Origin of the sequence: Cupriavidus sp. SS-3, assembly GCF_035818815.1 — a bacterium.
GTDB lineage: Bacteria > Pseudomonadota > Gammaproteobacteria > Burkholderiales > Burkholderiaceae > Cupriavidus > Cupriavidus taiwanensis_C.
This window is the reverse complement of sequence record NZ_JAYLVT010000009.1, coordinates 136,431-159,758: the sequence shown is the minus strand read 5'-3', so window position 1 is coordinate 159,758 and position 23,328 is coordinate 136,431. Positions and strand designations below refer to the sequence as shown.

General features: G+C 69.3%; 22 protein-coding genes. 6 read left to right on the top strand and 16 right to left on the bottom strand.

The features are described 5' to 3' along the window. Nucleotides 1-15 precede the first annotated feature (15 nt). The 4 genes from U9J39_RS15965 to U9J39_RS15950 form a co-directional block, all read right to left on the bottom strand. Entirely contained in the window at nucleotides 16-1,383 is a 1,368-nt protein-coding gene (locus tag U9J39_RS15965) for an MFS transporter (protein WP_326347501.1), read from the bottom strand. Nucleotides 1,384-1,535: 152 nt separating this feature from the next. Beyond that, nucleotides 1,536-1,760 carry a DUF2783 domain-containing protein gene (locus tag U9J39_RS15960; protein ID WP_326347500.1) on the bottom strand — a complete coding sequence of 75 codons (225 nt, stop codon included), beginning with the start codon at nucleotides 1,758-1,760 and terminating at the stop codon, nucleotides 1,536-1,538. Nucleotides 1,761-1,796: 36 nt separating this feature from the next. Then, nucleotides 1,797-3,539: an FAD-dependent oxidoreductase gene (locus tag U9J39_RS15955; protein WP_326347499.1), complete on the bottom strand. Its 1,743-nt coding sequence runs from the start codon at nucleotides 3,537-3,539 to the stop codon at nucleotides 1,797-1,799. A 59-nt stretch (nucleotides 3,540-3,598) separates the two neighbouring features. Then, the gene (locus U9J39_RS15950; RefSeq protein WP_115700894.1) at nucleotides 3,599-4,558 is read right to left on the bottom strand and encodes an MBL fold metallo-hydrolase; all 960 of its coding nucleotides are present in this window, start codon (nucleotides 4,556-4,558) and stop codon (nucleotides 3,599-3,601) included. A 311-nt stretch (nucleotides 4,559-4,869) separates the two neighbouring features. Here U9J39_RS15950 and U9J39_RS15945 point away from each other — a divergent pair, with 311 nt between their 5' ends. Together U9J39_RS15945 and U9J39_RS15940 are read left to right on the top strand one after the other, a co-directional pair. Then, nucleotides 4,870-5,697 (top strand): IclR family transcriptional regulator, encoded by an 828-nt coding sequence (locus tag U9J39_RS15945; protein ID WP_116380103.1) that lies wholly within the window; start codon nucleotides 4,870-4,872, stop codon nucleotides 5,695-5,697. Then, nucleotides 5,694-6,524, top strand: a complete 831-nt coding sequence (locus U9J39_RS15940; RefSeq protein WP_116314499.1) for an IclR family transcriptional regulator — start codon at nucleotides 5,694-5,696, stop codon at nucleotides 6,522-6,524. The genes U9J39_RS15945 and U9J39_RS15940 overlap by 4 nt, the downstream gene beginning before the upstream one ends. A gap of 10 nt (nucleotides 6,525-6,534) precedes the next feature. Here U9J39_RS15940 and U9J39_RS15935 read toward each other — a convergent pair whose 3' ends face one another. Both U9J39_RS15935 and U9J39_RS15930 read right to left on the bottom strand, forming a co-directional pair. Continuing rightward, the gene (locus U9J39_RS15935; protein ID WP_116314498.1) at nucleotides 6,535-7,515 is read right to left on the bottom strand and encodes a Bug family tripartite tricarboxylate transporter substrate binding protein; all 981 of its coding nucleotides are present in this window, start codon (nucleotides 7,513-7,515) and stop codon (nucleotides 6,535-6,537) included. Nucleotides 7,516-7,628: 113 nt separating this feature from the next. After that, nucleotides 7,629-9,602, bottom strand: coding sequence for a PAS domain-containing hybrid sensor histidine kinase/response regulator (locus U9J39_RS15930; RefSeq protein WP_115713161.1), 1,974 nt, complete (start codon nucleotides 9,600-9,602; stop codon nucleotides 7,629-7,631). Nucleotides 9,603-9,851: 249 nt separating this feature from the next. On the opposite strand from U9J39_RS15930, the gene U9J39_RS15925 reads away from it, so the two are divergent. Genes U9J39_RS15925 through U9J39_RS15915 form a run of 3 tightly spaced genes read left to right on the top strand, consistent with a single transcriptional unit; the run spans nucleotide 9,852 to nucleotide 11,862 of the window. Continuing rightward, a complete protein-coding gene (locus U9J39_RS15925) occupies nucleotides 9,852-10,655 on the top strand; it encodes a Crp/Fnr family transcriptional regulator (RefSeq protein WP_240987836.1) in 804 nt (267 codons plus the stop codon). Between the two features lie 40 nt (nucleotides 10,656-10,695). Next, nucleotides 10,696-11,010, top strand: a complete 315-nt coding sequence (gene flhD / locus U9J39_RS15920; protein ID WP_326347498.1) for a flagellar transcriptional regulator FlhD — start codon at nucleotides 10,696-10,698, stop codon at nucleotides 11,008-11,010. A gap of 27 nt (nucleotides 11,011-11,037) precedes the next feature. Beyond that, on the top strand, nucleotides 11,038-11,862 hold the full coding sequence (locus tag U9J39_RS15915) for a hypothetical protein (protein ID WP_326347496.1): 825 nt from the start codon (nucleotides 11,038-11,040) through the stop codon (nucleotides 11,860-11,862). Nucleotides 11,863-11,875: 13 nt separating this feature from the next. Here U9J39_RS15915 and gabD read toward each other — a convergent pair whose 3' ends face one another. The 7 genes from gabD to U9J39_RS15880 form a co-directional block, all read right to left on the bottom strand. Continuing rightward, nucleotides 11,876-13,324 (bottom strand): NADP-dependent succinate-semialdehyde dehydrogenase, encoded by a 1,449-nt coding sequence (gene gabD / locus U9J39_RS15910; protein WP_326347495.1) that lies wholly within the window; start codon nucleotides 13,322-13,324, stop codon nucleotides 11,876-11,878. A gap of 72 nt (nucleotides 13,325-13,396) precedes the next feature. Beyond that, on the bottom strand, nucleotides 13,397-13,609 hold the full coding sequence (locus U9J39_RS15905; RefSeq protein WP_115682572.1) for a DUF3079 domain-containing protein: 213 nt from the start codon (nucleotides 13,607-13,609) through the stop codon (nucleotides 13,397-13,399). A gap of 91 nt (nucleotides 13,610-13,700) precedes the next feature. Continuing rightward, nucleotides 13,701-13,916, bottom strand: coding sequence for a hypothetical protein (locus tag U9J39_RS15900; protein ID WP_115682571.1), 216 nt, complete (start codon nucleotides 13,914-13,916; stop codon nucleotides 13,701-13,703). Nucleotides 13,917-14,021: 105 nt separating this feature from the next. Further along, nucleotides 14,022-15,239, bottom strand: coding sequence for an AI-2E family transporter (locus tag U9J39_RS15895; RefSeq protein ID WP_326347494.1), 1,218 nt, complete (start codon nucleotides 15,237-15,239; stop codon nucleotides 14,022-14,024). A 192-nt stretch (nucleotides 15,240-15,431) separates the two neighbouring features. After that, nucleotides 15,432-16,853 (bottom strand): aldehyde dehydrogenase family protein, encoded by a 1,422-nt coding sequence (locus U9J39_RS15890; RefSeq protein WP_326347493.1) that lies wholly within the window; start codon nucleotides 16,851-16,853, stop codon nucleotides 15,432-15,434. A gap of 29 nt (nucleotides 16,854-16,882) precedes the next feature. Then, entirely contained in the window at nucleotides 16,883-17,794 is a 912-nt protein-coding gene (locus U9J39_RS15885) for a TauD/TfdA dioxygenase family protein (protein ID WP_115713166.1), read from the bottom strand. 42 nt (nucleotides 17,795-17,836) lie between these two features. Further along, on the bottom strand, nucleotides 17,837-19,507 hold the full coding sequence (locus U9J39_RS15880) for a GMC family oxidoreductase (protein ID WP_326347492.1): 1,671 nt from the start codon (nucleotides 19,505-19,507) through the stop codon (nucleotides 17,837-17,839). A 199-nt stretch (nucleotides 19,508-19,706) separates the two neighbouring features. On the opposite strand from U9J39_RS15880, the gene U9J39_RS15875 reads away from it, so the two are divergent. Further along, complete coding sequence (locus U9J39_RS15875) at nucleotides 19,707-20,417, top strand: GntR family transcriptional regulator (protein ID WP_115713168.1); 711 nt, start codon at nucleotides 19,707-19,709, stop codon at nucleotides 20,415-20,417. A gap of 182 nt (nucleotides 20,418-20,599) precedes the next feature. On the opposite strand, the gene U9J39_RS15870 is transcribed toward U9J39_RS15875, so the two are convergent. The 3 genes from U9J39_RS15870 to U9J39_RS15860 all read right to left on the bottom strand — a co-directional run bounded on the left by U9J39_RS15870 (nucleotide 20,600) and on the right by U9J39_RS15860 (nucleotide 23,314). Next, a complete protein-coding gene (locus U9J39_RS15870; RefSeq protein WP_326347491.1) occupies nucleotides 20,600-20,941 on the bottom strand; it encodes a hypothetical protein in 342 nt (113 codons plus the stop codon). 64 nt (nucleotides 20,942-21,005) lie between these two features. Continuing rightward, the gene (locus U9J39_RS15865) at nucleotides 21,006-21,530 is read right to left on the bottom strand and encodes a host attachment protein (RefSeq protein ID WP_116314491.1); all 525 of its coding nucleotides are present in this window, start codon (nucleotides 21,528-21,530) and stop codon (nucleotides 21,006-21,008) included. Between the two features lie 215 nt (nucleotides 21,531-21,745). Then, on the bottom strand, nucleotides 21,746-23,314 hold the full coding sequence (locus tag U9J39_RS15860) for a sulfatase-like hydrolase/transferase (RefSeq protein WP_326347490.1): 1,569 nt from the start codon (nucleotides 23,312-23,314) through the stop codon (nucleotides 21,746-21,748). Nucleotides 23,315-23,328: the final 14 nt, after the last annotated feature.

The window sequence follows — 23,328 nt, the reverse complement described above, 5'->3', positions numbered from 1 at the left end:
TTCCCGAGGCCTGGCTCACGCCGGCCGCGCGGGCTGTTTCGGCACGCCCAGCCACATCGCCAGGCCGCTCGCCAGCAGCAGCACCGCCAGCAGGTAGAGCGCATGGTCGAGGCTGCCGGTGCGGGTCTTGATCTGGCCGATCACCCACGGGCTGACGATGCCGCTGGTGATGCCGATGCTGCTGATGAAGGCGATTCCGGCGGCGGTGCCGGCGCCGGGCAGGTAGCCCGGGGGCAGCGCCCAGAACACCGGCAGCGCGGCAAAGATCAGCACCGCCGCCACCGACAGGATGGCCAGCATCGCGCCCAGTCCCGGCAGCGGCAAGGTCAAGGCCGCCAGCGCCAGCGCGCCGCCCGTGGTGCACAGCAGGAAATGCCGATGACGCTCGCCGGTGCGGTCCGAATGCCGCGCAATCAGGATCAGGCCGACCGCGCCCACCGCATTGGGCACCACCGAATACAGGCTTACCGACATCACGTCGGTCACGCCGAAATCGCGGATCATCAGCGGCATCCAGAAGCTGAGCGCGAGCGAGCCGCAGGTCAGCGAAAAATAGATAAAGGCGAACAGGTACACGCGCGGGTTGCGCAGCACCTGGCGCAGCGCATGCAGCGAGTGGCCGCCGCCCTGGGTATGCGCGGCGGTGTCGCGCAGCAGGTGGGCGCGTTCGCGCTCGCTCAGCCAGCTGGCCTGCTGCGGCCCGTCGACCAGCAGGCGCGCGGCCGCCAGCCCCAGCAGCACCGCCGGCGCGCCTTCGATCGCGAACATCCATTTCCAGCCCTGCAGCCCCAGCACGCCGGCCATGTCGCGCATGATCCAGCCGGACACCAGCCCGCCCAGCACGCCCGCCACCGCCACGCCGGCAAAGAAGATCGCCATCACCGCGGCGCGCCGGCGCGCGGGAAACCAGTAGGTCAGGTACAGCACGATGCCGGGGAAGAAGCCGGCCTCGAACACGCCCAGCAGGAAGCGCAGCGCGTAGAACTGCGCCGGCGTCGACACCGCCATCATCGCCACCGACACGGTGCCCCACAGCACCATGATGCGGGTGAAGGTGCGGCGCGCGCCGAAGCGCGCCAGCAGCATGTTGCTCGGCACCTCGCACAGCACGTAGCCGACGTAGAACACCGCCGCGCCAAGGCCGTACATGGCATCGCTGAAGCCCAGGTCCTGCTTCATCTGCAGCTGCGCGAAGCCGATGTTGATGCGGTCGAGGAACGACACCACGTAGCAGACGAACAGGAAGGGAATGATGCGCAGCCAGACCTTGCGGTAGAGCGCTTCCTCGTCGCGCGCGGCGAGTGCTGCGGTGGTTGGGGCGGCCGGGGCGGAAGGCGCCAGGCTGGATAGGGACGAAAGCTCCCCTGAGACCGGATGGCTCATCGATGTTGTCTCCGTGCGGTGGTGGCTGCGGCGGCGGGCAGCCGGGCGGTTGCCGCCAGTGGGCCGCGTCTGGTGCGCGTTGGCCCGGGATGGGTGGAATGACTGCGCCGGGCGCAGGCCCGGACCGGCCGCGCCTGCGCCTGGTTATCCGGTCATGCCGGCGTGGTGTCGGCGCTGGCGATTACGCCGGCGCGCGCCTCGGCCAAGGCCGCCAGCAGCACGTCGTGGTCGCCGATATGGTTGGCGAGCAGCAGGATCAGCTGCGCGTTGGCGGCCTGGCTCTGGGCCTCGTCGAGGTCGCGGTGCATCTCGATCAGCGCTTCGTAGAAGTCGTCGGGGCGCGCCAGGTTGGGCTGGGTGTTGAGCAAATTGGGCATGGCTATCTCCGTTGGGCAGGGCTGGCGTCCGGGCCATCAGGCGGCCATGCGGCCCGGCTGCGGCGCGCGCAGGTCGGCGCCGGTGGCGCGCGCCAGCGCCGCGCGGATTGCGGCAGGGTCGGGACGGTGCCAGCGCGCGCACACATGCTGGTCAGGACGGACCAGGTAGCAGGTGCCGGGCCTGGCGCCGTAGCGCGCCGCCGCCAGGCCCTGGTCGTCGCGCAGCACGGTGGCGTGGGTGCAGGTCATGGGCAGCTGCGCGGCGTCGGTCACATAGACCAGCTGCAGCGGTGTGCCTGCTTGCTTCAGAGCGGCCAGGTCGGCCAGGGTGCCGCCATCGATGGCCTCCGGATTGCCAAACACCAGCAAGGTGAAATCGCCACCAAGATACGACAGCAGCCAGCCGGCGCCGTCCACGCCGGACACCGGCGCATCGCAGCAGACCGCACCCGGCACCAGCTTGCCGGCAGCATCCGGGGCGGCGTCCTCGGTGTTCAGCGGCGAGCCATGCAGCACCGCCGGCACCGACAGCCTGCCGCTGTTCACCAGCGCGCGCGCGAACGCATGGCGCCTCGACAGCGCCAGCACCGCGTCGCGGAATACGCGGCTGGCGGCGCTCTTGGGCGTGATGAAGTCGGTCGAGCGGGTGGAGTTGAGGATGTTCTCGTCGGCGGCGAACTCGCGCTCGCTGGCGTAGGTGTCGAGCAGCCGGTCGCAGGCATGGCCCTGCAGCACGTAGGCCAGCTTCCACGCCAGATTCTCGGCGTCCTGGACACCGCTGTTGGCACCGCGCGCGCCAAACGGCGAGACGCCGTGCGCGGCATCGCCGGCGAACAGGATATTGCCGTGGCGGAAGCTGTCCATGCGCTGGCAGGAGAAGGTGTAGACGCTGACCCACTCCAGCTCGAACTTCACGTCCTTGCCCAGCAGCGCCTGCACCCGCGGGATCACGCGCTCGGGCGACTTCTCCAGCACCGGGTCGGCGTCCCAGCCCAGCTGGAAGTCGATGCGCCAGACATTGTCCGGCTGGCGGTGCAGCAGCACCGACTGGTGCGGATGGAAGGGCGGGTCGAACCAGAACCAGCGCTCGGCCGGGAAATCGGCCTCCATCTTCACGTCGGCGATCAGGAAGCGGTCGCGGAAGGTGCGGCCCTTGCTGTCCAGCCCCAGCAGCTTGCGCATCGGACTGCGCGAGCCGTCGGCGGCGACCACATAGCGCGCGGCCAGCGGGTAGCAGCCGTCGGGGGTCTCGACTGTCAGCACCACGCCGGCGTCAGGCGCGCGGCGGCTTTCCACGCCGACCACCTTGTTGCGCCAGCGGATCTCGATATTGGGCAGCGCTTGCGCGCGCTCCAGCAGGTAGCCTTCGAGGTAGTACTGCTGCAGGTTGATGAAGGCCGGACGGCGGTGGCCGCTGTCGGGCAGCAGGTCGAAGCTGTAGACCTGCTCGTCGCGCAGGAACACCCTGCCGACATGCCAGCGCACGCCCTTGTCGACCATGCGCTCGCCGCAGCCGAGGCGGTCGAAAATATCGAGCGTGCGCTTGGAAAAGCAGATCGCGCGCGAACCGGTGGACAGCGTGCAGTCGTCGTCCACCAGCACCACGGGCACGCCGCGTTGCGCCAGGTCGATGGCGGTGGCCAGCCCCACCGGGCCGGCCCCGACCACGACCACCGGATGCACCGCCGCGGGCGCGGCATCAGCGGATTGCCCGGCGCGCTGCTGTTCCGCGCAGGGCTGGTAGGCGAACGTCAGCCGCTGGTAGTCGATGCTGCTCATGCTTGTGTCTCCTCCACCTGAAAAACTCTGTTGTGCGATGGCTTGCTGATGTGCCGTCGTCAGTCCTGCAGCGCGGCCCACATATCCTGGTCGCGCTGGGCGGTCCAGATGCGCGGATGGCGCATGCCGCTGGCCTCGTCGTAGGCGCGCGAGACATCGAAGGGCAGGCAGTGCTCGTAAATGAAGACGTGCCCGAACTTCGGGTCCATGGCGCGGCGCGTGTGCGCCATCGCGGCCTTCAGGTCGAGCTTTTCCGCCACCGCTTCCTGGCCGGACCTGAACAGCGTGGTGACGAAGTCCTTGGTGTAGGCGATGCCCTTTTTCACTTCATCGGGCGTGGTCAGCGCGGGGCCGCGGCCCGGCACCAGCTTCTCGGGGTTCAGCGCCTGCAGCGCATCGAGCGTGGCCGGCCATTCGGCCAGCTGCGCGTCGCCGCAGTAGCAGGCGGCGTCGTATTCGACCAGGTCGCCGGAGAACAACACCTTCTGCTGCGGCAGCCACACCACGGTGTCGCCCTTGGTATGGCCCGAGCCCAGGTGGGCAATGCGCACTTCCAGCTGGCCCAGGAACAGGGTGATTTCCTTGTCGAACACCAGCGTCGGCCAGGTCAGGCCGGGCACCGTTTCCACGCCGGCGAACAGGCGCGGGAAGCGTTCGATCTCGGACTTCATGTCGGCCTCGCCGCGCTCGACGATCATCTCGTAGGTGCCGCGGCTGGCGATGATCTGCTGCGCGCCCTCGGCAAAGTAGGCCGACGCGCCCAGCACGCGCACGGCGTGGTAGTGCGACAGCACCACGTACTTGATCGGCTTGTCGGTGATGGTGCGGATGCGCGCGATCAGGTCCTGCGCCATCGCCGGCGTGGCCGTGGTGTCGACGATCAGCACGCCGTCATCCCCAATCACCACGCCGGAGTTGGGATCGCCCTCGGCGGTATAGGCCCACGCGTTCTCGGACAGCTGGGTGAAGGTGATCTGCTTGGCTTCCAGGTCGGCCTGCGATGCGAATGCCTTGGACATGGCGTCTTTTCCTTTTGTGGGCAGGGCGGGACGGCGCGGGAATGGCCGCAAGCGCATGCGGCGTGGCACTGGCTGTCTCGCCCCCGTTCGTATGGATTTCCGGATCTCGCACGGCTGGGTCTGCCGTGTCGCGACGGGGTAATGCCATCTTAGGAAAGGTCGTCGAATTAATCAATAGCGAAATGATTAGCCTATGACAAATAATTGGAGCGACGAACTTCGACCGGGTCGACATGGGGGTAAACCCGCGTGCGGCGGGATCCGGGAGGCGTTCGATTAATATCCGGTTTTTCCGAACACACAGGACGCTGATGGCCAGACCCAGGGCGGGGACAGCGGTGGCGCCGGCGGGCGCGCCGGCGGCGCGTGCCGACAAGGCGCAGCGCGGCATCCAGAGCGTGGAGGTGGGCGCGCGTCTGCTCGCGGCGCTGGCCTCGGCGCGCGTGCCGATGCCGCTGGCGGCGCTGGCCGACGCCGCGCAGCTGGCGCCGGCGCAGGCGCATGCCTATCTGGTCAGCCTGGCGCGGCTGGGCCTGATCAAGCGCGACCACCTGTCCGGCCGCTACGAGCCCGGACCGCTGGCGCTGCGCCTGGGCCTGCTGCACCTGGAGCAGGACGCCGCCTGGCGCGCCGCGCTGCCACGCGCGGACGCGCTGGCGCAAGCGCTGGGCTGCAGCGTGGCAATCTGCCTGGCCGGGCCGCAGGGACCGACCATCGTGCGCTATGTGCCGGCCACCGCGCCGCTGCACGTCAACCTGCACGTGGGCACGGTGATGGCGCTGGCGGCCACTGCCACCGGCCGGGTGTTCTGCGCCTTCCAGCCGCCGGCGCAGTGGCAGCCGTTGTGGCAGGCGCAGCAGCCGGATGCCAGCGAAGCCGACCTGGCCGCGTTCGGCGACAGGCTTGCGGAAATCCGTGCGCGCGGCATCGAGCGCAGCATCGATGCGCCCAGCCCGGCCGTCAGCAGCCTCAGCGTGCCGGTGCTCGACGGCGCCGGCGCGCTGCGGCTGGTGCTGACGCTGGTGGGATCGACCGGTGCCATCGACGTCGACTGGCACGGCGCGGCGGCGCGGGCCTTGCTCGCCGCGGGCGCGGAGATCGGCGCGGCGCTGCGCGAACCGAACGGTGAACAGGCATGAGCGGCGCGACCGAAACCACGCAAGACCCCGACGGCGGCAAGCCACAGCGCGGCATCCAGTCGCTCGACAGCACCGGCCAGTTGCTCGGCGCGCTGGTGGCCGCGGGGCGGCCGCTGCCGCTGCGCGACCTGGCGCTGGCCGCGGGCATGCCGGCGGCCAAGGCCTTTCCGCACCTGGTCAGCCTGCAGAAGACCGGACTGCTGGCGCGCGATGCCGCCGGCAACTACCTGTGCGGACCGCTGGCGCTGGAACTGGGGCTGATCGCGCTGCAGCGGCTGTCGCCGACGCGCGAGGCCGAACCGGAGGTGATCGAGCTGGCCGGGGCCACGGGCCTGAGCGTGGCCATGGCGGTGCTGGGGCCGCTCGGGCCCACCGTGGTGCGGCTGGAAGAATCGGCGCGGCCGCAGCATGTCAGCCTGCGCGTGGGCACGGTGCTGTCGCTGGTCCATACCGCCATCGGCCGCACCGTCGCGGCGCACCTGCCGGCCAATGTGCTGCCGGGCCTGCTGCGCAACGATGCGCTGCGCATGGCAGGCGCCGCCGCCGACAAGGTGCTCGAACCCGGCGGCAAGCTGGCGCCGGCCTACGCCGGGCGTCTGGCGCAGGTGCGCGCGGCGCGCATCGACAATGCGCAGAGCCATCCGGTGCCGGGCATCGACACGCTGGCGGCACCGGTGTTCGACCACACCGGCAGCCTGGCGCTTGTAATCGCGGTGATGGGTTCGAGCGGCAGCTTCGACAGCGACACCGAAGGCGCCACCGCCGCGCTGGTGCGGCAGGCGGCGGCGCGGCTGTCGTGGCGCTTCGGCGCGCCGGACGCAACCTGAGGCCAGGCAGTCAGTTGTCCAGCTTGATGTTGGCGGACTTGATCAGGCCGTCCCACTTCTCGTATTGCGCGCGGATATAGCTGCCGAACTGCGCCGGCGTGGCGGGGAAGGGCACTGTGCCCTGGCTGGCCAGCCTGGCAGCCAGGTCCGGCTGCTTCAGCGCCGCCACGATCTCGCCGTTGAGGCGGTCGATCACGGCCTTGGGCGTGCCCGCCGGGGCCGCCACGCCGAACCATGCGGTCAGCTCATAGCCGGGCACGCCGGCAGTGGCCAGCGTCGGCACGCCGGGCAGTTGCTCGGACGGCTTCTGCGTGGTCACCGCCAGCGCGCGCACGCGCTTGTCGCGGATATACGGCAGCGCCGTGGAGACACTGTCGAACATCATGGTGATGCGCCCGCCGATCAGGTCGGTCATCGACGCGGCGCTGCCCTTGTACGGAATGTGCGTGATCTCGACACCGGCCAGGTGCGTGAACAGCTCGCCCGCCAGGTGCGACGACGAGCCGTTGCCGAACGAGCCGTAGGTCAGCCTGCCCGGCTCCTTGCGCGCCAGCGCCAGCAGTTCCGGCACGGTGCGCGCCGGCACGCTCGGATGCACCACCAGCACGTTGGGCAGGTAGGCCACCGACGCCACCGGCGCGAAGTCCCTGAGCGGGTCGTAGCCGGGCTTGTCATAGAGGCTCTTGTTCACCGCGAGCGAGCCGAAGGTGCCGAACAGCAGCGTGTAGCCGTCGGCCGGGGCGCGCGCCACGGCGATCGCCGCCAGGTTGCCGCCGGCACCGGGGCGGTTGTCGATCACCACCGGCTGCTGCAGCCGCGCCGACAGCGCGTTGCCGATCTCGCGCGCCAGCAGGTCGGTGGCGCCGCCCGGCGGGAACGGCACCACCAGCCGCACCGGCTTGTCGGGGTAGTCCGCCAGCGCGGTGCCGGCGGCGGTGGCCGCGCATGCAAACAGCAGCCCCATGGCCGCACGCCTGATCCAACCCTGCATCGCTGTCTCCTTTCCTTGATCTGTTGCGATGGAACGGGCGTCAGTGTGTCGCAGCCGCGGCGCGCGCGGGTTCGGGATTGGCGAAGGTCGGGTTCGGCCCGATGCCGTGCCGCTCAGTCAGGCCGGCGCAGCCGCGCGATGGTGCCGAACAGGGTTTCCAGCTCCACCGGCTTGACCAGGTGCGCATCGAAGCCGGCGGCCTCGGTATGCTGCCGGTCCGCCGGCTGGCCGAAGCCGGTCAGCGCGACGTAACGGGTCGATTCGGTGCCCGCCACGCCGCGCATGGCCCGCACCACCTCGAAACCGTCCATGCCCGGCATGGCCAGGTCGATCAACGCGATATGCGGACGGCAGCGCGGCGCCACGTGCAGCGCTTCGGAGCCGTCGTAGGCGATGGTCACCTCGTGGCCGCACATCTCGAGCAGCATCGCCAGGCTGTCGGCGGCGTCGCGGTTGTCGTCGACCAGCAGGATGCGCTGCACCTGCAGCTCGGCCCGGTCGTGGCCGGTGGCGGGCAGGGCGGTGCGGTGCGCATCGTCGGACGGGCGCGCGGCCGGTAGCGGCAGCCGTACCGTGAAGGTGCTGCCCAGCCCCGGCCCGGCGCTGGTGGCCGCGATAGTGCCGCCGTGCAGCTCCACCAGCGAACGGCACAGCGACAGGCCGATGCCCAGCCCGCCCTGCACATCGGTGCCCGGCCGGCTTTCCTGCACGAACAGCTGGAAGATGTCCTCGAGCGCATGGGGCGAGATGCCGCGGCCCTGGTCGGTCACCCGCAGCTCAAGGGTACGGTTCTGCACCGCCGCGGCAATCGTCACCACCGCGCCGGACGGTGAAAACTTCGACGCATTGAGCACCAGGTTCTGCAGCACCTGCACCAGCCGGGTCTTGTCGGCATCCATACGGATCGCGCCTGGCGCGCCCTGCACGTCGACGCGCTGCGACTTGGCATCGAGCGCCGGGCGCGCGCCCTCGATCGCCAGCGCAATGATCTCGTCGAGTTCCACTGGCGCGGTGCGCAGCTCGATCCGGCCGGAGGTGATGCGCCCGATATCGAGCAGGTCGTCGACGAGCCGGCTCAGGTGCGTCACCTGGCGCTCGATCAAGGCCAGGCTCTGGTTGGCCAGCGTGCCGTCGCCCGGGGCGAGCCGCATCGCGGTCAGCGCGCTGCGCACCGGCGCCAGCGGATTGCGCAGCTCATGCGACAGCGTGGCCAGGAACTCGTTCAGGCGCTGGCTGGACCGTTCCAGCTCCTCGCGGCGGCGGCGTTCGCTCATGTCGCGCGTCACCTTGGCAAAGCCGCGCAGCGCGCGTGAATCGTCGTAGACGGCGGTCAGCGTGACATTGGCCCAGAACAGCGAGCCGTCCTTGCGCACGCGCCAGCCCTCGTCCTCGACGCGCCCGGCGCGCCGGGCCAGGTCGAGGTGCCGCGCCGGCTTGCCGGCGGCGATGTCCTCCTGCGGATAGAACAGCGAAAAATGGCGGCCGATGATCTCGTCGCGGCGGTAGCCCTTGATATAGGACGCGCCGGAATTCCAGCTGACGATATGACCGCCGGGGTCGAGCATGAAGATCGCGTAGTCCTTGACCCCCTCCACCAGCAGGCGCAGCGATTCCTCGCTCTGGCGCAGCGCCTCGGCGGCGCGGCGCTGCTCGGTCAGGTCGCGCGTGACCTTGCCGAAGCCGATCAGCCGGCCCTCGGGGTCGCGCAGGGCGGTGATGACGACGTTGGCCCAGAAGCGGCTGCCGTCCTTGCGCACGCGCCAGCCCTCGTCCTCGAAGCGGCCCAGTTCGGCGGCCGCCTTGAGCTCGGCGTCGGGCCAGCGCCGGGCCACCGCGTCGGGCGTATAGAACTGCGAGAAATGCTTGCCCAGGATCTCCTCGCGCCGGTACCCCTTGATGCGGGCTGCGCCCTTGTTCCAGCTTGAGACATGGCCACCCACGTCGAGCGTGAAGATGGCGTAGTCCTGCACGGCTTCCACCAGCGTCCGGTAGGGGGTGTCGGCGGCGTTCGGATGGTCCGGGCCATTGGCCTCGAGGCTGCTGGCGTTGCCGGCAAGGGGTTGTGGATCGTCGGGGCGTCTTGTCATGGGATGGGTGGGGCGACGTGCCGGCGCTGCCGGCGCATCCGATCCTGATGGTGCGGTAAGGATACGCCTGCTTGCGCTGCGCTGGCACCCGCCCGCACGGCCAAGTGCAGCACGGACGTCCCGGCAGGCCGGCGCACGGCAACGTCGGACGCTTCCGTGCCGGGAATCGGAATGTACGGATTGTCTGGCCAGGGCGGCTCAATAGAATGGACGCACGAGGTTCTCAAGGTCTCACTGCCCACAGCGCCGATGACACAGTCCGACGATCGCCAGCCGCAGCGCGAAGCCATGCCGTGCAGCACGTGTTGCCAGATGGCCGGCGCCTGCCCTGACTGCGCACCGGCCGGCCAGGCATGTGGCGCGCCGGGCATCGAAGCGGCGCAACGCATGGTGCGCCTGCGCAAGGGCGAATTCCTGTACCTGATGGGAGACCCGGTGACATCGGTCTATGCCATTCGCGTCGGCACCATCAAGACCCATGTCACCACCGAGGACGGGCGCACCCAGGTGGTCGCCTTTCACTTTCCCGGCGACATGGTCGGGCTGGACAGCCTGGTGCGGCCGCACTATGCGTCGTACGCCACCGCGCTGGAAGACACCAAGCTGTGCCTGTTCACCGTGGACGCGCTGCGCCTGGCCGCGGCCACGCTGGCGCCGTTCGGCCGGCAGCTGCTGCTGGCACTGGACGGCCAGCTGCAGCGCGCGCGGGCGGTGCAGACCATGCTGGCGCTGATGACCGCCGAAGAGCGCCTGGTGACGTTCCTGCTGTGGCTGGCGGACGGCCTGGCGCTGCGCGGCTATTCATCGTCGGCCTTTGTGCTGCGCATGAGCCGCGAGGAAATCGGCAGTTATATCGGCCTGACGCTGGAAACGGTGAGCCGGCAGTTCTCGCGGCTGGCCGAAGGCGGCCTGATCACGGTACGGCACCGCACCATCACGCTGCTCGACAAGGCCGCGCTGCGGGCCATTGCCGCGCGCCCGATGATCCTCGCCCATCCGCCCGCGCCGCGCTTGCGCAGGGCCGGCGACGCAACCGCACCCGCGCGAGGCTGACATGGAACCGGCCAGGACACCCGCAGCAAGCGATCCCGACATGCATCGGGAAGCGGATGCCGACCGCCTGCGCCAGATCGAGACGCTGAACCTGTCCTACCTGCTGCTGGTACAGCGGCTGATGCGCGAGAACGAGGCCGAGGCGTTGTTCCGGCTCGGCCTGGGTCGCGAGATGGGCCGCCTGCTGGCATCGCTGACGCCGACGCAGGTCATCGCGCTGGCGCGGTCCAGCCTGATGCTGTACCGCTTCCGGCTGGATGACAGCCTGCTGGTGGCCGCACTGACCGGGGCCGCGCCGCCGCACGCCTTGCACGGCATGCATGCCGCGATCGTGATGGCATCGCGGCGGGATTGAGACACGACTTCTGGAATCGGAGGGTATATGACGGGCAATGCGATCACGCATGTCGATCTGAAGCGGATGACCATGGCCGCCGACCGCCGCGGCGGGTGGCCGCCCGCGGCCGACCGCACCGAAATCGCCGGCACGCTGCAGATGCAGGACATCGTCCAGGCCCTTGGCGCCGAGGCCGCCGAGCAGCGCTGCATCGAAGCCGGCCTGGAAACGCTGGCCATGGCGGGGCACCCGCCGGTGCGGGCGGTGGCCTCGGTGGGCCATGGCCGGCAGCCGGCGCTGGAGTTCCATGTCGATGCGGACATCAAGACCTGCGTCGCGCTCGACCGCACCCTGCAGCAAGCCATCGCCAGCCGCTTCACCAGCGTGCTGCCGCCCGGTCTGGCGGTATCGGTGCTGCCGCTGGACATCTATGTGCGCGAATGCGGCGGGCAGGACCAGGGGCCCGAGGCGCCGGCCTGGGGCGAGTGCGCGCGCGAGCTGCTGTCCGGCGGCGAGATGCAGCAGCGGCTGGCGGTGGTATGCGCCTATCTGTCGGTATTGCAGGACGCGCAAAGCCTTGCCGAGCGGCTTGGCTACCTGCAGCAGAACCTGCTCGACCAGGGCCAGGAGGCGCTGTCCTGGCGCCTGCGGCGGCACCGCAGCGTCGAGGGACGCTCGCTGGCGCAGGCGCTGGAGGGGCTGGCCCGCGCCGCGGACGGCGCGCTGTATGAGTCCGGCACCCGCTACAGCCGGGAGCGGGCCAGCTACCAGGTCGAACAGATGCAGCAGGTGCATGACCAGATCGCGCGCTTTCGGGACAGCTGCCGGCTGGCGCAGCCGCAGTCCGGTCCCCGGCACGCCGCGGGCTGAGGGCGCGCTGGGGTCAGATGCCGGCCATGCAGGTGTACTTGATCACCAGGTAGTCGTCGATGCCGTAATGCGAGCCCTCGCGGCCCACGCCGGATTGCTTGACGCCGCCGAACGGCGCCACCTCGTTCGAGATCAGGCCCGTATTGACGCCGACCATGCCGTATTCCAGCCGCTCCGAGACGCGCCAGACCCGGCCCAGGTCGCGCGCATAGAAGTAGCTGGCCAGGCCGAACTCGGTGTCGTTGGCCATGGCGACCACGTCGTCCTCGGTGTCGAAGCGGAACAGCGGCGCGAGCGGGCCGAAGGTTTCCTCGCGCGCCACCAGCATGCCGGGCGCGACGTCGGCCAGCACCGTCGGCTGGAAGAAGGAGTGCCCGAGCGCGTGGCGCTGGCCGCCTTGCAGCAGGCGGGCACCCTTGCCAAGCGCATCGGCGATATGCTCCTCGACCTTGGCCACGGCCTTGTCGTCGATCAGCGGGCCGATGCGCACGCCGTCGTCCATGCCGTTGCCCACCTTCAGCGCCGCCACTGCGGCGACCAGCTTCTGCGCAAATGCCTCGTACACGCCGGACTGCACGTAGATGCGGTTGGCGCAGACGCAGGTCTGACCGGCATTGCGGTACTTGGAAACGATCGCGCCTTCGACGGCGGCGTCGAGGTCGGCATCGTCGAACACGATAAAGGGCGCGTTGCCGCCCAATTCCATCGACACCTTCTTGATGGTGGCGGCGGTCTGCGCCATCAGCACGCGTCCGACTTCGGTCGAGCCGGTGAAGGTCAGCTTGCGCACCAGCGCATTGCTGCTCATCTCGCCGCCGATCGCGCTGGCCGAGCCGGTCACTACCGACAGCACGCCGGCGGGGATGCCGGCACGCTCGGCCAGGGCCACCAGCGCCAGCGCCGTCAGCGGCGTCTGCGAGGCGGGTTTGACCACCATGGTGCAGCCGACCGCCAGCGCCGGGCCGGCCTTGCGGGTGATCATGGCGGCGGGGAAGTTCCACGGCGTGATCGCGGCACAGACCCCGACCGGTTCCTTGGTCACCACGATGCGCTGGTTGCTGACCGGGGCGGGAATGGTATCGCCATAGACGCGCTTGCCTTCCTCGGCAAACCATTCGATGAACGAGGCCGCGTAGGCGATCTCGCCGCGCGCCTCGGCGATCGGCTTGCCTTGCTCCGCGGTCATGATGCGGGCCAGGTCTTCCTGGTTCGCCATGATCAGCTCGAACCATTTGCGCAGCAGCGCCGAGCGTTCCTTGGCGGTGCGGGCGCGCCATGCCGGCAGCGCGCGGTTGGCGGCCTCGATGGCCTGGCGGGTCTGTTCGGCGCCCAGCTGCGGCACCTGGCCGACGCGCTCGCCGGTGGCGGGATTGGTCACGTCGATGCGGCGCTCGCCATCGATCCAGCGGCCGTCGATCAAGCACTGCTGCCGCAGCAGCGAGGAATCCTGGAGGTTCAGCATGGTTGTCTCGGTGTATGCCGGCAGTGGCGCCGGGTCTTTGTCGTTGGGCCGGAGACAACGATTGTAATCCCGCTACCCGGGGGTGGTTCCGGACGGTGCCTTGGCGGACGGCGCCTCGATGCCCCAGTCGCCGCATTCGAGCCAGTCGTCGCCGAGCAGTTCGACGGGATGCTGGGTGCGGCTGGAGCCGTTGCCGCAGCGCATCGAGTCGACCGGGCAGTATTGGTCGCAGCCCCAGCAGATGCGCTCGGGATGGCTGGGATGGATGGGAAATTTCTTGGCCATGATGGCCGATTATGTCGACGCTTCCGGATCCCGGACTTGTGCGGGATCAAGGCGGCATCAACGGCGCCGTGACGCCAGGTCAGGGTCAAGATCAACGCCAGCCGTCGGCGTCGAGGCGCGTCCAGCGGTCGGGCGCTTCGCCGTCGTCGGACGCAAGCAGCAGTGTCTGGCCGCAGTGGCCGCAGCGGTACACGAACGCATTCTGTCCGCTCGCCATGCGCAGCGTCGCCGAGATCGCCAGTTGCGGATGCGGCGGCACATGGCCGGGGCGGTCCAGTTGCGACTCGCACAGGTCGCATAGAGACATGGTGGTTTCCTCCGCGCGAATGGCTGCGCCTGTAATGCTGTGGTGCAGCATTCGCTGTTTCAGTATAGCGGTGCAGCTCCGATACGACAGGTGCGCGAACGCACGCTACTCGCCAAGGAACTCGGCCACCACTTCCATGCCTTCAATGTGATCTGCCACCACCTTGGCGATGGTAATCAGCGGTATCGCGAGCAACATTCCCCACACGCCCCACAGCCACGTGAACAACAGCAGCGCCACGAACACCGCCACCGCGTTCATGCGCGCCATGCGGCCGGTCATCCACGTGGTGATGACCGAACCGATCAGCGTCGCGATCAACAGCGAGCCGCCCGCCGCCGCGGCGGCCATCCCCAGCGTGCCGAACTGCATGAACGTGACCATGCCCAGGCACAGCGCGATCGCCAGCGCGCCGAAGTAGGGCACCAGGTGCAGCGCCGCCGCCGCGATCGACCAGCTGCCGGCATTGTCGACTCCAAGCCATTTGAGCAGCAGCCAGGTGCACACGCCCAGGCCGGCGTTGGTCACCAGCAGCATCCCCATGTAGCGGCGGATCGAGCGGTTGACCTCGTCCAGCATGTGCACGCTGATCTTCTTTTCCGAGATGGTGGTGCCCACCATCTTGATGAACTTGCGCTTGAAGGTATCGCCGGCAAGCATCAGGAAATACAGCAGGAACACCACCACCACCGCCTGCGCCGCCATGGTGAAGATGCTGACCGAGCCGGCCAGCAGCATGTTGTTGATCTGGCCCGCCGACTGCTCCACTACAACGTGGGTGCCGCGCGCCGGCGGCGGCTGGCCGGTGCCGCTGAGCACGGTGGCGGCGCGGCGTATCTTCTGCCACATCGAGTCGTCGCCGCTGAGCAGCGCGCCGACGGATCGCGACAGCTTGCTCGCCATCTCCGGCAGGCTGTTGATCATCGACTCGACCTGGCCCTGCAGCAGGTAGGCGCCGCTGAGCAGGGCGGCGAGCAGTGCCAGCAGCACGATGGTGCTGGCCAGCGAGCGCGCCAGTCCCAGCCGCTGCAGCGCGCACACCAGCGGGTCGAGCAGGTAGGCCATCACCACCGCGATTACCACCGGCACCAGGAAGTCGCGCGCCACGTGCACGGCGTACAGCGAGAACAGCACCGCCAGCACCATCAGCGCGGTGCTGGCGCGATGCAGCGCGCCGGCGACGGCGGCATCGGTCAGCAGCGCGGGCGCTGGCGTGGACAGATCGGCGGCGGCGGCGTCGGCGGGGCGGCCAGCGTCGGTCAGTTGCGGGACGGGCTGCGCTGGCGGCAGCCCCGGGGCGGTGGGATCGGGAACAGTCGACATAGCCGGGCGCTTCGGCAAAAGGCCTGGCGCTACCCTCGAAGATAGCTTGCTGGCAGGCGATGGCTGTCGGACGCCGCCGCCTGCCGGTGTCAGACAAGCGCGGCAGTGCGCATGCATGCGCCGCGCAAACGACACCGCCCGGCGGCCAGCATGGCGCTGGCGGCCGGGCGGCGGGTAGCGGACCGGGCGACTTCAGCCCGTCACGGTCTTGGTCTCGAGGAACTCGGCGATGCCTTCGGGGCCGTACTCGCGACCGTTGCCGGAAGTCTTGTAGCCGCCGAAGGGCGCGGTGATATCCATCACCGCGCCATTGATGCGCACATTGCCGGCGCGCAGGCGCGCCGCCAGCCTGCGTGCGCGCGCCGGATCGGACGAGGCGACATAGGCGGCGAGGCCGAAGTCGGTGTCGTTGGCGATGGCCACGGCTTCCTCTTCGCTGTCGTACGGCAACAGGCACAGCACCGGCCCGAAGATCTCCTCGCGGGCGATGGCCATGTCGTTGCGCACGTCGGCGAAGATGGTCGGGCGGGCATAGAAGCCGCGCTCGAGGCCGTCGGGGCGGCCCGGGCCGCCGGCGGCCAGCCGTGCGCCTTCCTCGATGCCGACGCCGATCAGGCGCTGCACCTTGTCGTACTGGCCGCGGTTGGATATCGGGCCCATCTTGGTGTGGGGATCGGACGGATCGCCGACCTTGACCGCATTGGCCACCGCCGCCGCGATCTGCACGGCTTCCTCGTAGCGTGCGCGCGGTACCAGCACGCGCGTGGGAGCCACGCAGGTCTGGCCCGAATTGACCATGCACTGGGCCACGCCGCTGGTCACCGCGGCCTGCAGGTCGGCGTCGTCCAGCACGATCAGCGGCGACTTGCCGCCCAGTTCCTGCGCCACGCGCTTGACGGTGGGGGCGGCGCTGATAGCCACTTCCACACCGGCGCGGGTCGAGCCGGTGATCGATACCATGTCGACCTGAGGATGCGACGACAGCGCGGCGCCGACCACGCGACCTTCGCCATAGAGCATGTTGAACACGCCCGGCGGCGTGCCGGCGGCATCCATGATCTCGGCGAAGATCTGTGCGTCCAGCGGCGCGATCTCCGAGGGCTTGAGCACCACGGTGCACCCCGCCGCCAGCGCCGGCGCCACCTTGGCCGCGATCTGGTTCAGCGGCCAGTTCCACGGCGTGATCAGCGCGGCCACGCCGATGGCCTCGCGCAGCACCAGGCTCTTGCCGCGCGGGCTTTCGAAAGCAAAGTCGCGCAGCGCCTGCAATGTCGCCTGCAATTGCCCCAGCCCGATCGCTGCCTGCAGGTTGGTGGCCAGCGTGATCGGTGCGCCGATCTCCTGGCGCACCGCCTGCGCCAGGTCGGGCATGCGCGCCTGGTAGGCGGCGATGATGCGCTCGAGCAGCGCAATGCGGGTTTCGCGGGTGGATAGCGACCACGCCGGGAAGGCCTCGCGCGCGGCGGCGACGGCGCGGTCCACGTCCGCGGCGGTGCCCATGGCGAGCCTGCCTGCCACCGCTTCGGTGGCCGGGTCGATGATGTCGGCCTGGGTGGCGCCCTCGGCGGGCTGCACCCATTTGCCGTGGATATAGAACTTGTCGACGATATGCATGCCGGTTGCCTCGATGGATTGGCGTCCGCTCAGGCCGGACGGTCGCCGATGATGGTGGCGCGGTTCATGTGGCGCACCGCGGGGAAGTAGTCCTGCACGGCGTAATGCTGCGTGGAGCGGTTGTCCCACAGCGCGATCGTGTCCGGCTGCCAGCGCAGCCGCACCTGGTACTCGGGTGCGGCGGCCTGGCGGTACAGGTACTGCATCAGGTCCAGTTCCGCCGGCCGGAAGTCGGAGCCGAAGCGATACGGCTGTTCCTTGGCGAAGTTGGCGAAGTGCGTGGTGAAGGCCTCGTTGACGAACAGGATCTTTTCGCCGGTCTCCGGATGGGTGCGTACCACCGGGTGCACCATGGGCGGATACTTGGCGCGCATCTCCGCATACTTCTCCTCGCTCAGCGCGGTGCCGAACGCGGGCATGGCATCGTGCACCGCCTTCAGGTTGGCAATGCGGTCCTTCATCTCCTGCGGCAGGTTGTCGTAGGCCGCGGCCATGTTGATCCAGATGGTGTCGCCGCCGACCTCGGGGCACTCCAGGCAGCGCAGCATCGAGCCCATCGACGGGATCTCGCGCCACGACACGTCGGAGTGGTACAGGTTCTCGCGGCCGCGGGTCTTGTCGTTGCGGCCGAACACCACCAGTTCAGGATGCTCCGGATGGTTGGTGAACATCGGGTGGACTTCGAGCTCGCCGAAGCGCCGCGCCACCGCTACGTGCTGGGCCGGCGTGATGGCCTGCTTGCGGAAGAACAGCACCTTGTACTTCAGCAGCGCGCGGCGCAGCGAGAGATAGGTGTCGTGGTCGAGGGTCTCGCGGAAATCGATGCCCTCGACCTCGGCGCCGATGGTCGGCGTGCAGCGGCGCACGGTGAAGGGAAACGGCTCCGGCTCGAGCGCCCGGTAGTCATGCGGGCTGATGGTGGCGGGTGCGGTGGCTTGCATGGTGGGTCTCCTTGGTAGTGTTTGTGCCAATGCAGATGGGACTCAGCGGAGCGCGGCCCTGAGCAGGTCCGCGGCCTTTTCGCCGATCATGATGGCCGGCGCGTTGGTGTTGCCGCCGACCAGGTTCGGCATGATCGAGGCATCGGCGACGCGCAGGCCCTGCACGCCGCGCACGCGCAGTTCCGGGTCGACCACGGCCATGTCGTCGACGCCCATCTTGCAGGTGCCGACCGGGTGGTAGACCGTATCGGCGTGGTTGCGCACGAAGTCCTGGATCGCCGCCTCGTTGCCGCTGTCGGGGCCGAACGCATCGGTCAGCACCTCGCGCCCGCCGTGCTGCGCCAGTGCGGGCTGGGCGAAGATGCGGCGAATCGCGCGCACCCCTTCGACCATGCCGGCCATGTCTTCCTCGGCCGACAGGAAGCGCGGATCGATCAGCGGCGCTTCGCGCGTGTCGGCGCTGCGCAGGCGCACGTGGCCGCGGCTCTTGGGGCGCAGCACGCAGGCATGGCAGGAGTAGCCATGACCGAGATTGCCCAGGTTGCGGTTGCCTAGCAGCGCCACCGCGAAGTGCAGTTGCAAGTCGGGAATCTCGAGTTCGGGGCGGGTGCGCAGGAACGCGCCGGCCTCGGCGATATTCGAGGTCACCATGCCGGTGCGCGTGCGCCGGTAGCGCATCACCTCGCGCGCGAGCCGCAGCATGCCGCGGCCGGTCTTGCCGAACAGCTCGGTGGTCTGCAGTTGCTTGTTGACGATGATGTCGAGATGATCCTGCAGGTTCTCGCCCACGCCCGGCAGTTCGTGGACCACGTCGATGCCAATCTCGCGCAGGTGCGCGGCCGGGCCGATGCCCGAGGCCAGCAGCAGCTGCGGCGAGTTGAAGGCGCCGCCGCTGAGCACGATCTCGCGCCGCGCGCGCAGCACCTGCACCGTGCCGCCACGGACTACCTCCACGCCGGTGGCGCGCTTGCCGTCGAACAGGATGCGCAGTGCCTGCGTATCGGTCATCACCGCCAGCCCGCGGCGGCCACCGTTCAGCGCGGCGTCGGCTGCGTTGCCGCTGTGCAGGTAGGCGCGCGCCGCGTTCCAGCGCTCGCCGTTGTGCTGCGTCACCTGGTACAGGCCAGCGCCCTCCTGGGTGGCGCCGTTGAAGTCGTCGTTGCGCGGCAGCCCGGCCTGCATCGCGGCCTCGACGAAGCGCTGGGCGAACGGGTTGGGCGAGCGCAGGTCGCTGACGTGCAGCGGACCGTCGTCGCCGTGCAGCGGATCCTGCTTCGCGCCAAGGCGGGGATTGCGCTCGCTGCGGCGGAAGTAGGGCAGCACGTCGTCGAAGCCCCAGCCGCGGCAGCCCAGCGCAGCCCAGTCGTCATAGTCGCGCCGGTGGCCGCGGATATAGACCATGCCGTTGATCGAGGAGCTGCCGCCCAGGCCGCGCCCGCGCGGCTGATAGGAGCGGCGGCCGTTCAGCCCCGCCTGGGGCTCGGTGTAGTAGGCATAGTTGCGCGGCCCGGCCCTGGGCACCACGGCGGCGATGCCGACCGGCGCCCAGATCGCGTAGTGATGGTCATGCGGTCCCGCCTCGAGCAGCGCCACCGTGACGCTGGCGTCCTCGGCCAGGCGCCCGGCCACGGCACAGCCCGCCGATCCCGCGCCGATGACGATGTAGTCGAACTCCGCCGGCGCGCCGGCGGTGTCTTTTGCCCTGGTTTCCAATTGAGTTGTCTCCTGTGTTGCCAGCACGCGGTGATGGTGGGGCGCAGAGCGCTGGTGACGACGGATACTGCCATTACCTGTTATAACAGGTCAATAGGTTATGACGGTACCTGTCATGATAGGTATAATCCGCCTCACACTAATCCGCCTCACTAATCCGCATCACTCAGTTCGGAGCCGCCCGCGGGGCGGGACACACGTGGCGCTGCCCAGGTTCAAAGAGATCGAAAGCGAGATTCGCCAGCGAATCGCCAGCAACACCTTCGCCCCCGGGGCGAAGCTGCCGTCCGAGGCCGAACTGATGGCCGAGTTCGGCGTCAGCCGTATCACCGTGCGGCAGGCCCTGTCCGGCCTGCACAACGCCGGCCTGATCGAGAAAGTGAACGGCAAGGGCAGTTTCGTGACGCGGCCGGCCGATACCCCCAGCCTGGGCGCGCTGACCGGTTTCTACGAGACCGGCCGGGCGCGGGGCCAGTTGGCCTACGGCAAGCTGGCATCGGTGCGGCTGTTGCGGGCGCCGCCTCATGTGGCGGCGGCGCTGAGCCTGCAGCCGGGCGAGAAGGTGCTGAGCGTGGCCACGGTGCGCTACTGGGACGACGTGGCGGTCGCGTATTTCAACCTGATGGGGCCCGAGCCGCTGATGCGCCGCATGGTGCAGGAAGATGTCGAGACCAACGACGCCATGGCGCTGTTCGAAAGCCGGCTGGGGTATCGCTTTCGCGACGTGGCGATGGAAGCCAGCGCGATCCCGGCGCCGGCCGACGTGGCCCGCAAGCTCGGCGTCGCCGAAGGGCTGCCGTTGTTGCGCCTGCGCTGCACGCCGTACGACATCGACGGCACGCCGCTGTTCTGCGCGGACTTGCTGTTCCGGCCGGACCGCTATGCCTACAAGTGGACGCTGACGCGCTAAAGTGCCGAGTCCAAGGCCGGCGGTTGCAGCAAGCGCCGCAACGGCGCGCCGAGCCCGCAGTCATCAGGTACCCGCACGGTAACTTTTACCGGCCGCACGTACTTCTTACTGCGGCGCAGGACCCGCGGCGGCGCCGTGCCCGCGGCGCCGCAGCGCTGCACTCACCCACCCAATCTGGTACGTCAGTTGCGTCTTCTCCAGCGCAGCGGCGCCATCGGCGCCTCGCCGGCAGGCTGCGCCATGCAGCAAGGCTTGCCGCCAACCTGCCAGATGGAGGACAACATGAAAACACCCTTGCGCATCGGCACAGCCTTGCTCGCACTTGGCATCCTGGCGGGTTGCACCGCCACCGGCAGCACCAGCGGTTCCGGCTCGCTATCCGGATCGGGTTCGGTGACGGAACAGAACCGCAGCCGCAGCACGCCTGGGGCCGGCACATCCACCGGCACCTCCGGCGCGACCAGCACCACCAGCCCGAGCGGTACCTCGAGCGGCGGCAGTGGCGCCGCCAGCGGTTCCGGCACCGCCCGCTGACGACGGCGCAGCCGCCTGCGCCAGCACGGGCGGCTGCGTTGTCATGCCTTCCCGCTATCGGTCGCGCCCGGTATTGACGCGTTCGTCGCGCCGCGCCGGCACGATGCCTTCATCGGCCAGCCGCTGCTGCAGGTCGTTGTTGGCCACGTACTTGAAGTCCTTGTCGATTTCCCTGGTGATCACATCAGTGACGCTGGACGGCAGGGTCTTGCGCAACAGCCCCAGGAAGCGCGGCGCCGCGATCAGCGCCAGTTCATCGAAGCGCTGCTTGTTGCGCGCGTCGTCGAGGTAATCGGCCACGCGCCGGGCAAACAGCTGCGCTTCCTGATGCAACTCGTCCTCGCCCGCCGAAGACGTGACCGTCGACGGTCCGACCTGGTGAGCGCCGGGGTGTCCCGCATCGCCCTGGGCGGCGGCCTGTCCGCGGCGGCCGTAGGCGTCGCGGCGCAGGTCGGCGCGGTCGGCATGCGCGGCCGCGTCGGTGATTTCCTCGACGACTTCCAGCGGCGCGCTGTCGCCGTGCGAGGCAAAGATGCGGGCGACGGATTCATCCGCCACCAGGATCCAGATGTTCTTCATGATCGCTCCGGTTGCCGGCCCGAACACAGGGCCCTCCGGCAACCGTTGCAAGGGATACGCCATCCGGACTGGCGCCACGTTTTGGCTGCAGGCGGCGCCAGACGCGGCCTGAGATGCCGGTCGCGGCACACGGTTGCAGTATCGACAGGCAAACCGTGCAACTTTTTCAGGCAACCGGCACTGGGCGCTCAGGCGCCAGGGCGGTAGCGATCGGATTACCAGACGCCGAAGAACACCCCGGCCTGCTTGTACACGTTGGTCTTGGCCGCGACCTCTTCGTTGGTCACCGTCACGCGCGGCTTGAGCGTGCAGAACCAGTCCAGCAGGCGCAGCCGCATGGCGCTGCGCACGGCTTCATGCCCGGGGTCGGAGCCCAGGTCAAAGTACTCTTCCGGATCGTTGTGCAGGTCGAACAGCTGCGGCCGGAAGCCCTGCCAGTGCACGTATTTCCAGCGCGCATCGCGCACCATCCAGGCGCGGCATTCGCCGGGATGGCGGCCCAGCGCGACGCGCGCGCCGCGATAGGCATAGTCCAGCTCGGAGACCACGGCATCGCGCCACGCACCCGCACCGTCGCGCTCGCTGGCGCGCGTCAGGTCCAGCAGCGAGCGGCCTTCGACGCGGTGGTCGGCCGGCGGCAGCCCCAGTGCATCGAGCACCGTCGGCACCACGTCGACCGCGCTGACCAGGCTGTCCTGCGCGGTGCCGCGGGTGGCATCGGCCTGCGGAGAAGGGTCGTAGACGATCAGCGGGATGTTCTGCACGGTGTCGTAGAACTGCTCCTTCTCGCCCAGCCAGTGGTCGCCGAGGAAGTCGCCATGGTCGGCGGTGAAGACGATCAGCGTGTCGTCCCAGCGGCCCAGCCGGTCCAGCTGTTCCCACAGCAGCCCCAGCCGGTCGTCGATCTGCTGGATCAGGCCCTGGTAGGCGGGGCGCACGGTGTCCGAGACCTCGGCGCGCATGAAGTTGGCGCATTCCTCCTGCGTACGATAGGCCGACAGCACCGGATGCGGGTCTTCCAGTTCGGCGTGGTGGCGCTGCAGTGGCAGGCAGTCATCAAGCGAATAGGCGGCGTGGTACGGCGCGGGCGCGAGGTAGGGCCAGTGCGGCTTGACCAGCGACAGGTGCAGCACCCACGGATCGTCGCCGCGCGCGGCGATGTACTGCATCGCCTGGCCGACGGTGTAGGCGGTCTCGGAATGCGGCTCGGCCACCCGCGCGGGCAGCCCGGCATTACGCATGTGCCAGCCCGAGACGATCTCGCCGTGCGCGTTCTCGGCGCTGATCACATAGTCGGTCCACGGGTCGGCGCTGTCGTAGCCTTGCCGGCGCAGCCAGTCGGCATAGGCGCTGCGCGGCTCGGCATGGTGGCCGTCGTGGCGGTCGACTTCGGTGAAGTGGCCGCTGCGCAGCAGCGTCTCCAGCTCGGTGCCGCCGTCCAGGTGCAGCCGCGTCAGGTTCGCGTGGTCGGGCATCACATGGGTCTTGCCCGCCAGCGCCAGCGCGCGGCCGCTGTGCTTCAGGTATTCGCCCAGCGTGACTTCTCCGACCGACAGCGGCACTCGGTTCCAGGTGGCGCCGTGGCTGCTGACGTAGCGGCCGGTGTAGAAGCTCATGCGGCTGGGGCCGCAGACGCCGGAGGTGACATAGGCGCGGTCGAAGCGCACGCCGCGCGCGGCCAGGGCATCGATATTGCGCGTGCGCAGCGTCGGGTGCCCGTAGCAACCGAGATGGTCGCGCCGCAGCTGGTCGCACATGATGAAGAGGGTATTGCGGATCGTCATGGTCGGTAAGGTTG

Bases quoted from the DNA above. Each gene is read 5' to 3' on its own strand.
- U9J39_RS15965 (WP_326347501.1), bottom strand. From the start codon at position 1,383: ATGAGCCATCCGGTCTCAGGGGAGCTTTCGTCCCTATCCAGCCTGGCG.
- U9J39_RS15900 (WP_115682571.1), bottom strand. From the start codon at position 13,916: ATGTCTCTATGCGACCTGTGCGAGTCGCAACTGGACCGCCCCGGCCAT.
- U9J39_RS15960 (WP_326347500.1), bottom strand. From the start codon at position 1,760: ATGCCCAATTTGCTCAACACCCAGCCCAACCTGGCGCGCCCCGACGAC.
- U9J39_RS15955 (WP_326347499.1), bottom strand. From the start codon at position 3,539: ATGAGCAGCATCGACTACCAGCGGCTGACGTTCGCCTACCAGCCCTGC.
- U9J39_RS15895 (WP_326347494.1), bottom strand. From the start codon at position 15,239: ATGTCGACTGTTCCCGATCCCACCGCCCCGGGGCTGCCGCCAGCGCAG.
- flhD (WP_326347498.1), top strand. From the start codon at position 10,696: ATGCATCGGGAAGCGGATGCCGACCGCCTGCGCCAGATCGAGACGCTG.
- U9J39_RS15930 (WP_115713161.1), bottom strand. From the start codon at position 9,602: ATGACAAGACGCCCCGACGATCCACAACCCCTTGCCGGCAACGCCAGC.
- U9J39_RS15950 (WP_115700894.1), bottom strand. From the start codon at position 4,558: ATGTCCAAGGCATTCGCATCGCAGGCCGACCTGGAAGCCAAGCAGATC.
- U9J39_RS15905 (WP_115682572.1), bottom strand. From the start codon at position 13,609: ATGGCCAAGAAATTTCCCATCCATCCCAGCCATCCCGAGCGCATCTGC.
- U9J39_RS15935 (WP_116314498.1), bottom strand. From the start codon at position 7,515: ATGCAGGGTTGGATCAGGCGTGCGGCCATGGGGCTGCTGTTTGCATGC.
- U9J39_RS15860 (WP_326347490.1), bottom strand. From the start codon at position 23,314: ATGACGATCCGCAATACCCTCTTCATCATGTGCGACCAGCTGCGGCGC.
- U9J39_RS15885 (WP_115713166.1), bottom strand. From the start codon at position 17,794: ATGCAAGCCACCGCACCCGCCACCATCAGCCCGCATGACTACCGGGCG.
- gabD (WP_326347495.1), bottom strand. From the start codon at position 13,324: ATGCTGAACCTCCAGGATTCCTCGCTGCTGCGGCAGCAGTGCTTGATC.
- U9J39_RS15915 (WP_326347496.1), top strand. From the start codon at position 11,038: ATGACGGGCAATGCGATCACGCATGTCGATCTGAAGCGGATGACCATG.
- U9J39_RS15865 (WP_116314491.1), bottom strand. From the start codon at position 21,530: ATGAAGAACATCTGGATCCTGGTGGCGGATGAATCCGTCGCCCGCATC.
- U9J39_RS15945 (WP_116380103.1), top strand. From the start codon at position 4,870: ATGGCCAGACCCAGGGCGGGGACAGCGGTGGCGCCGGCGGGCGCGCCG.
- U9J39_RS15940 (WP_116314499.1), top strand. From the start codon at position 5,694: ATGAGCGGCGCGACCGAAACCACGCAAGACCCCGACGGCGGCAAGCCA.
- U9J39_RS15890 (WP_326347493.1), bottom strand. From the start codon at position 16,853: ATGCATATCGTCGACAAGTTCTATATCCACGGCAAATGGGTGCAGCCC.
- U9J39_RS15925 (WP_240987836.1), top strand. From the start codon at position 9,852: ATGACACAGTCCGACGATCGCCAGCCGCAGCGCGAAGCCATGCCGTGC.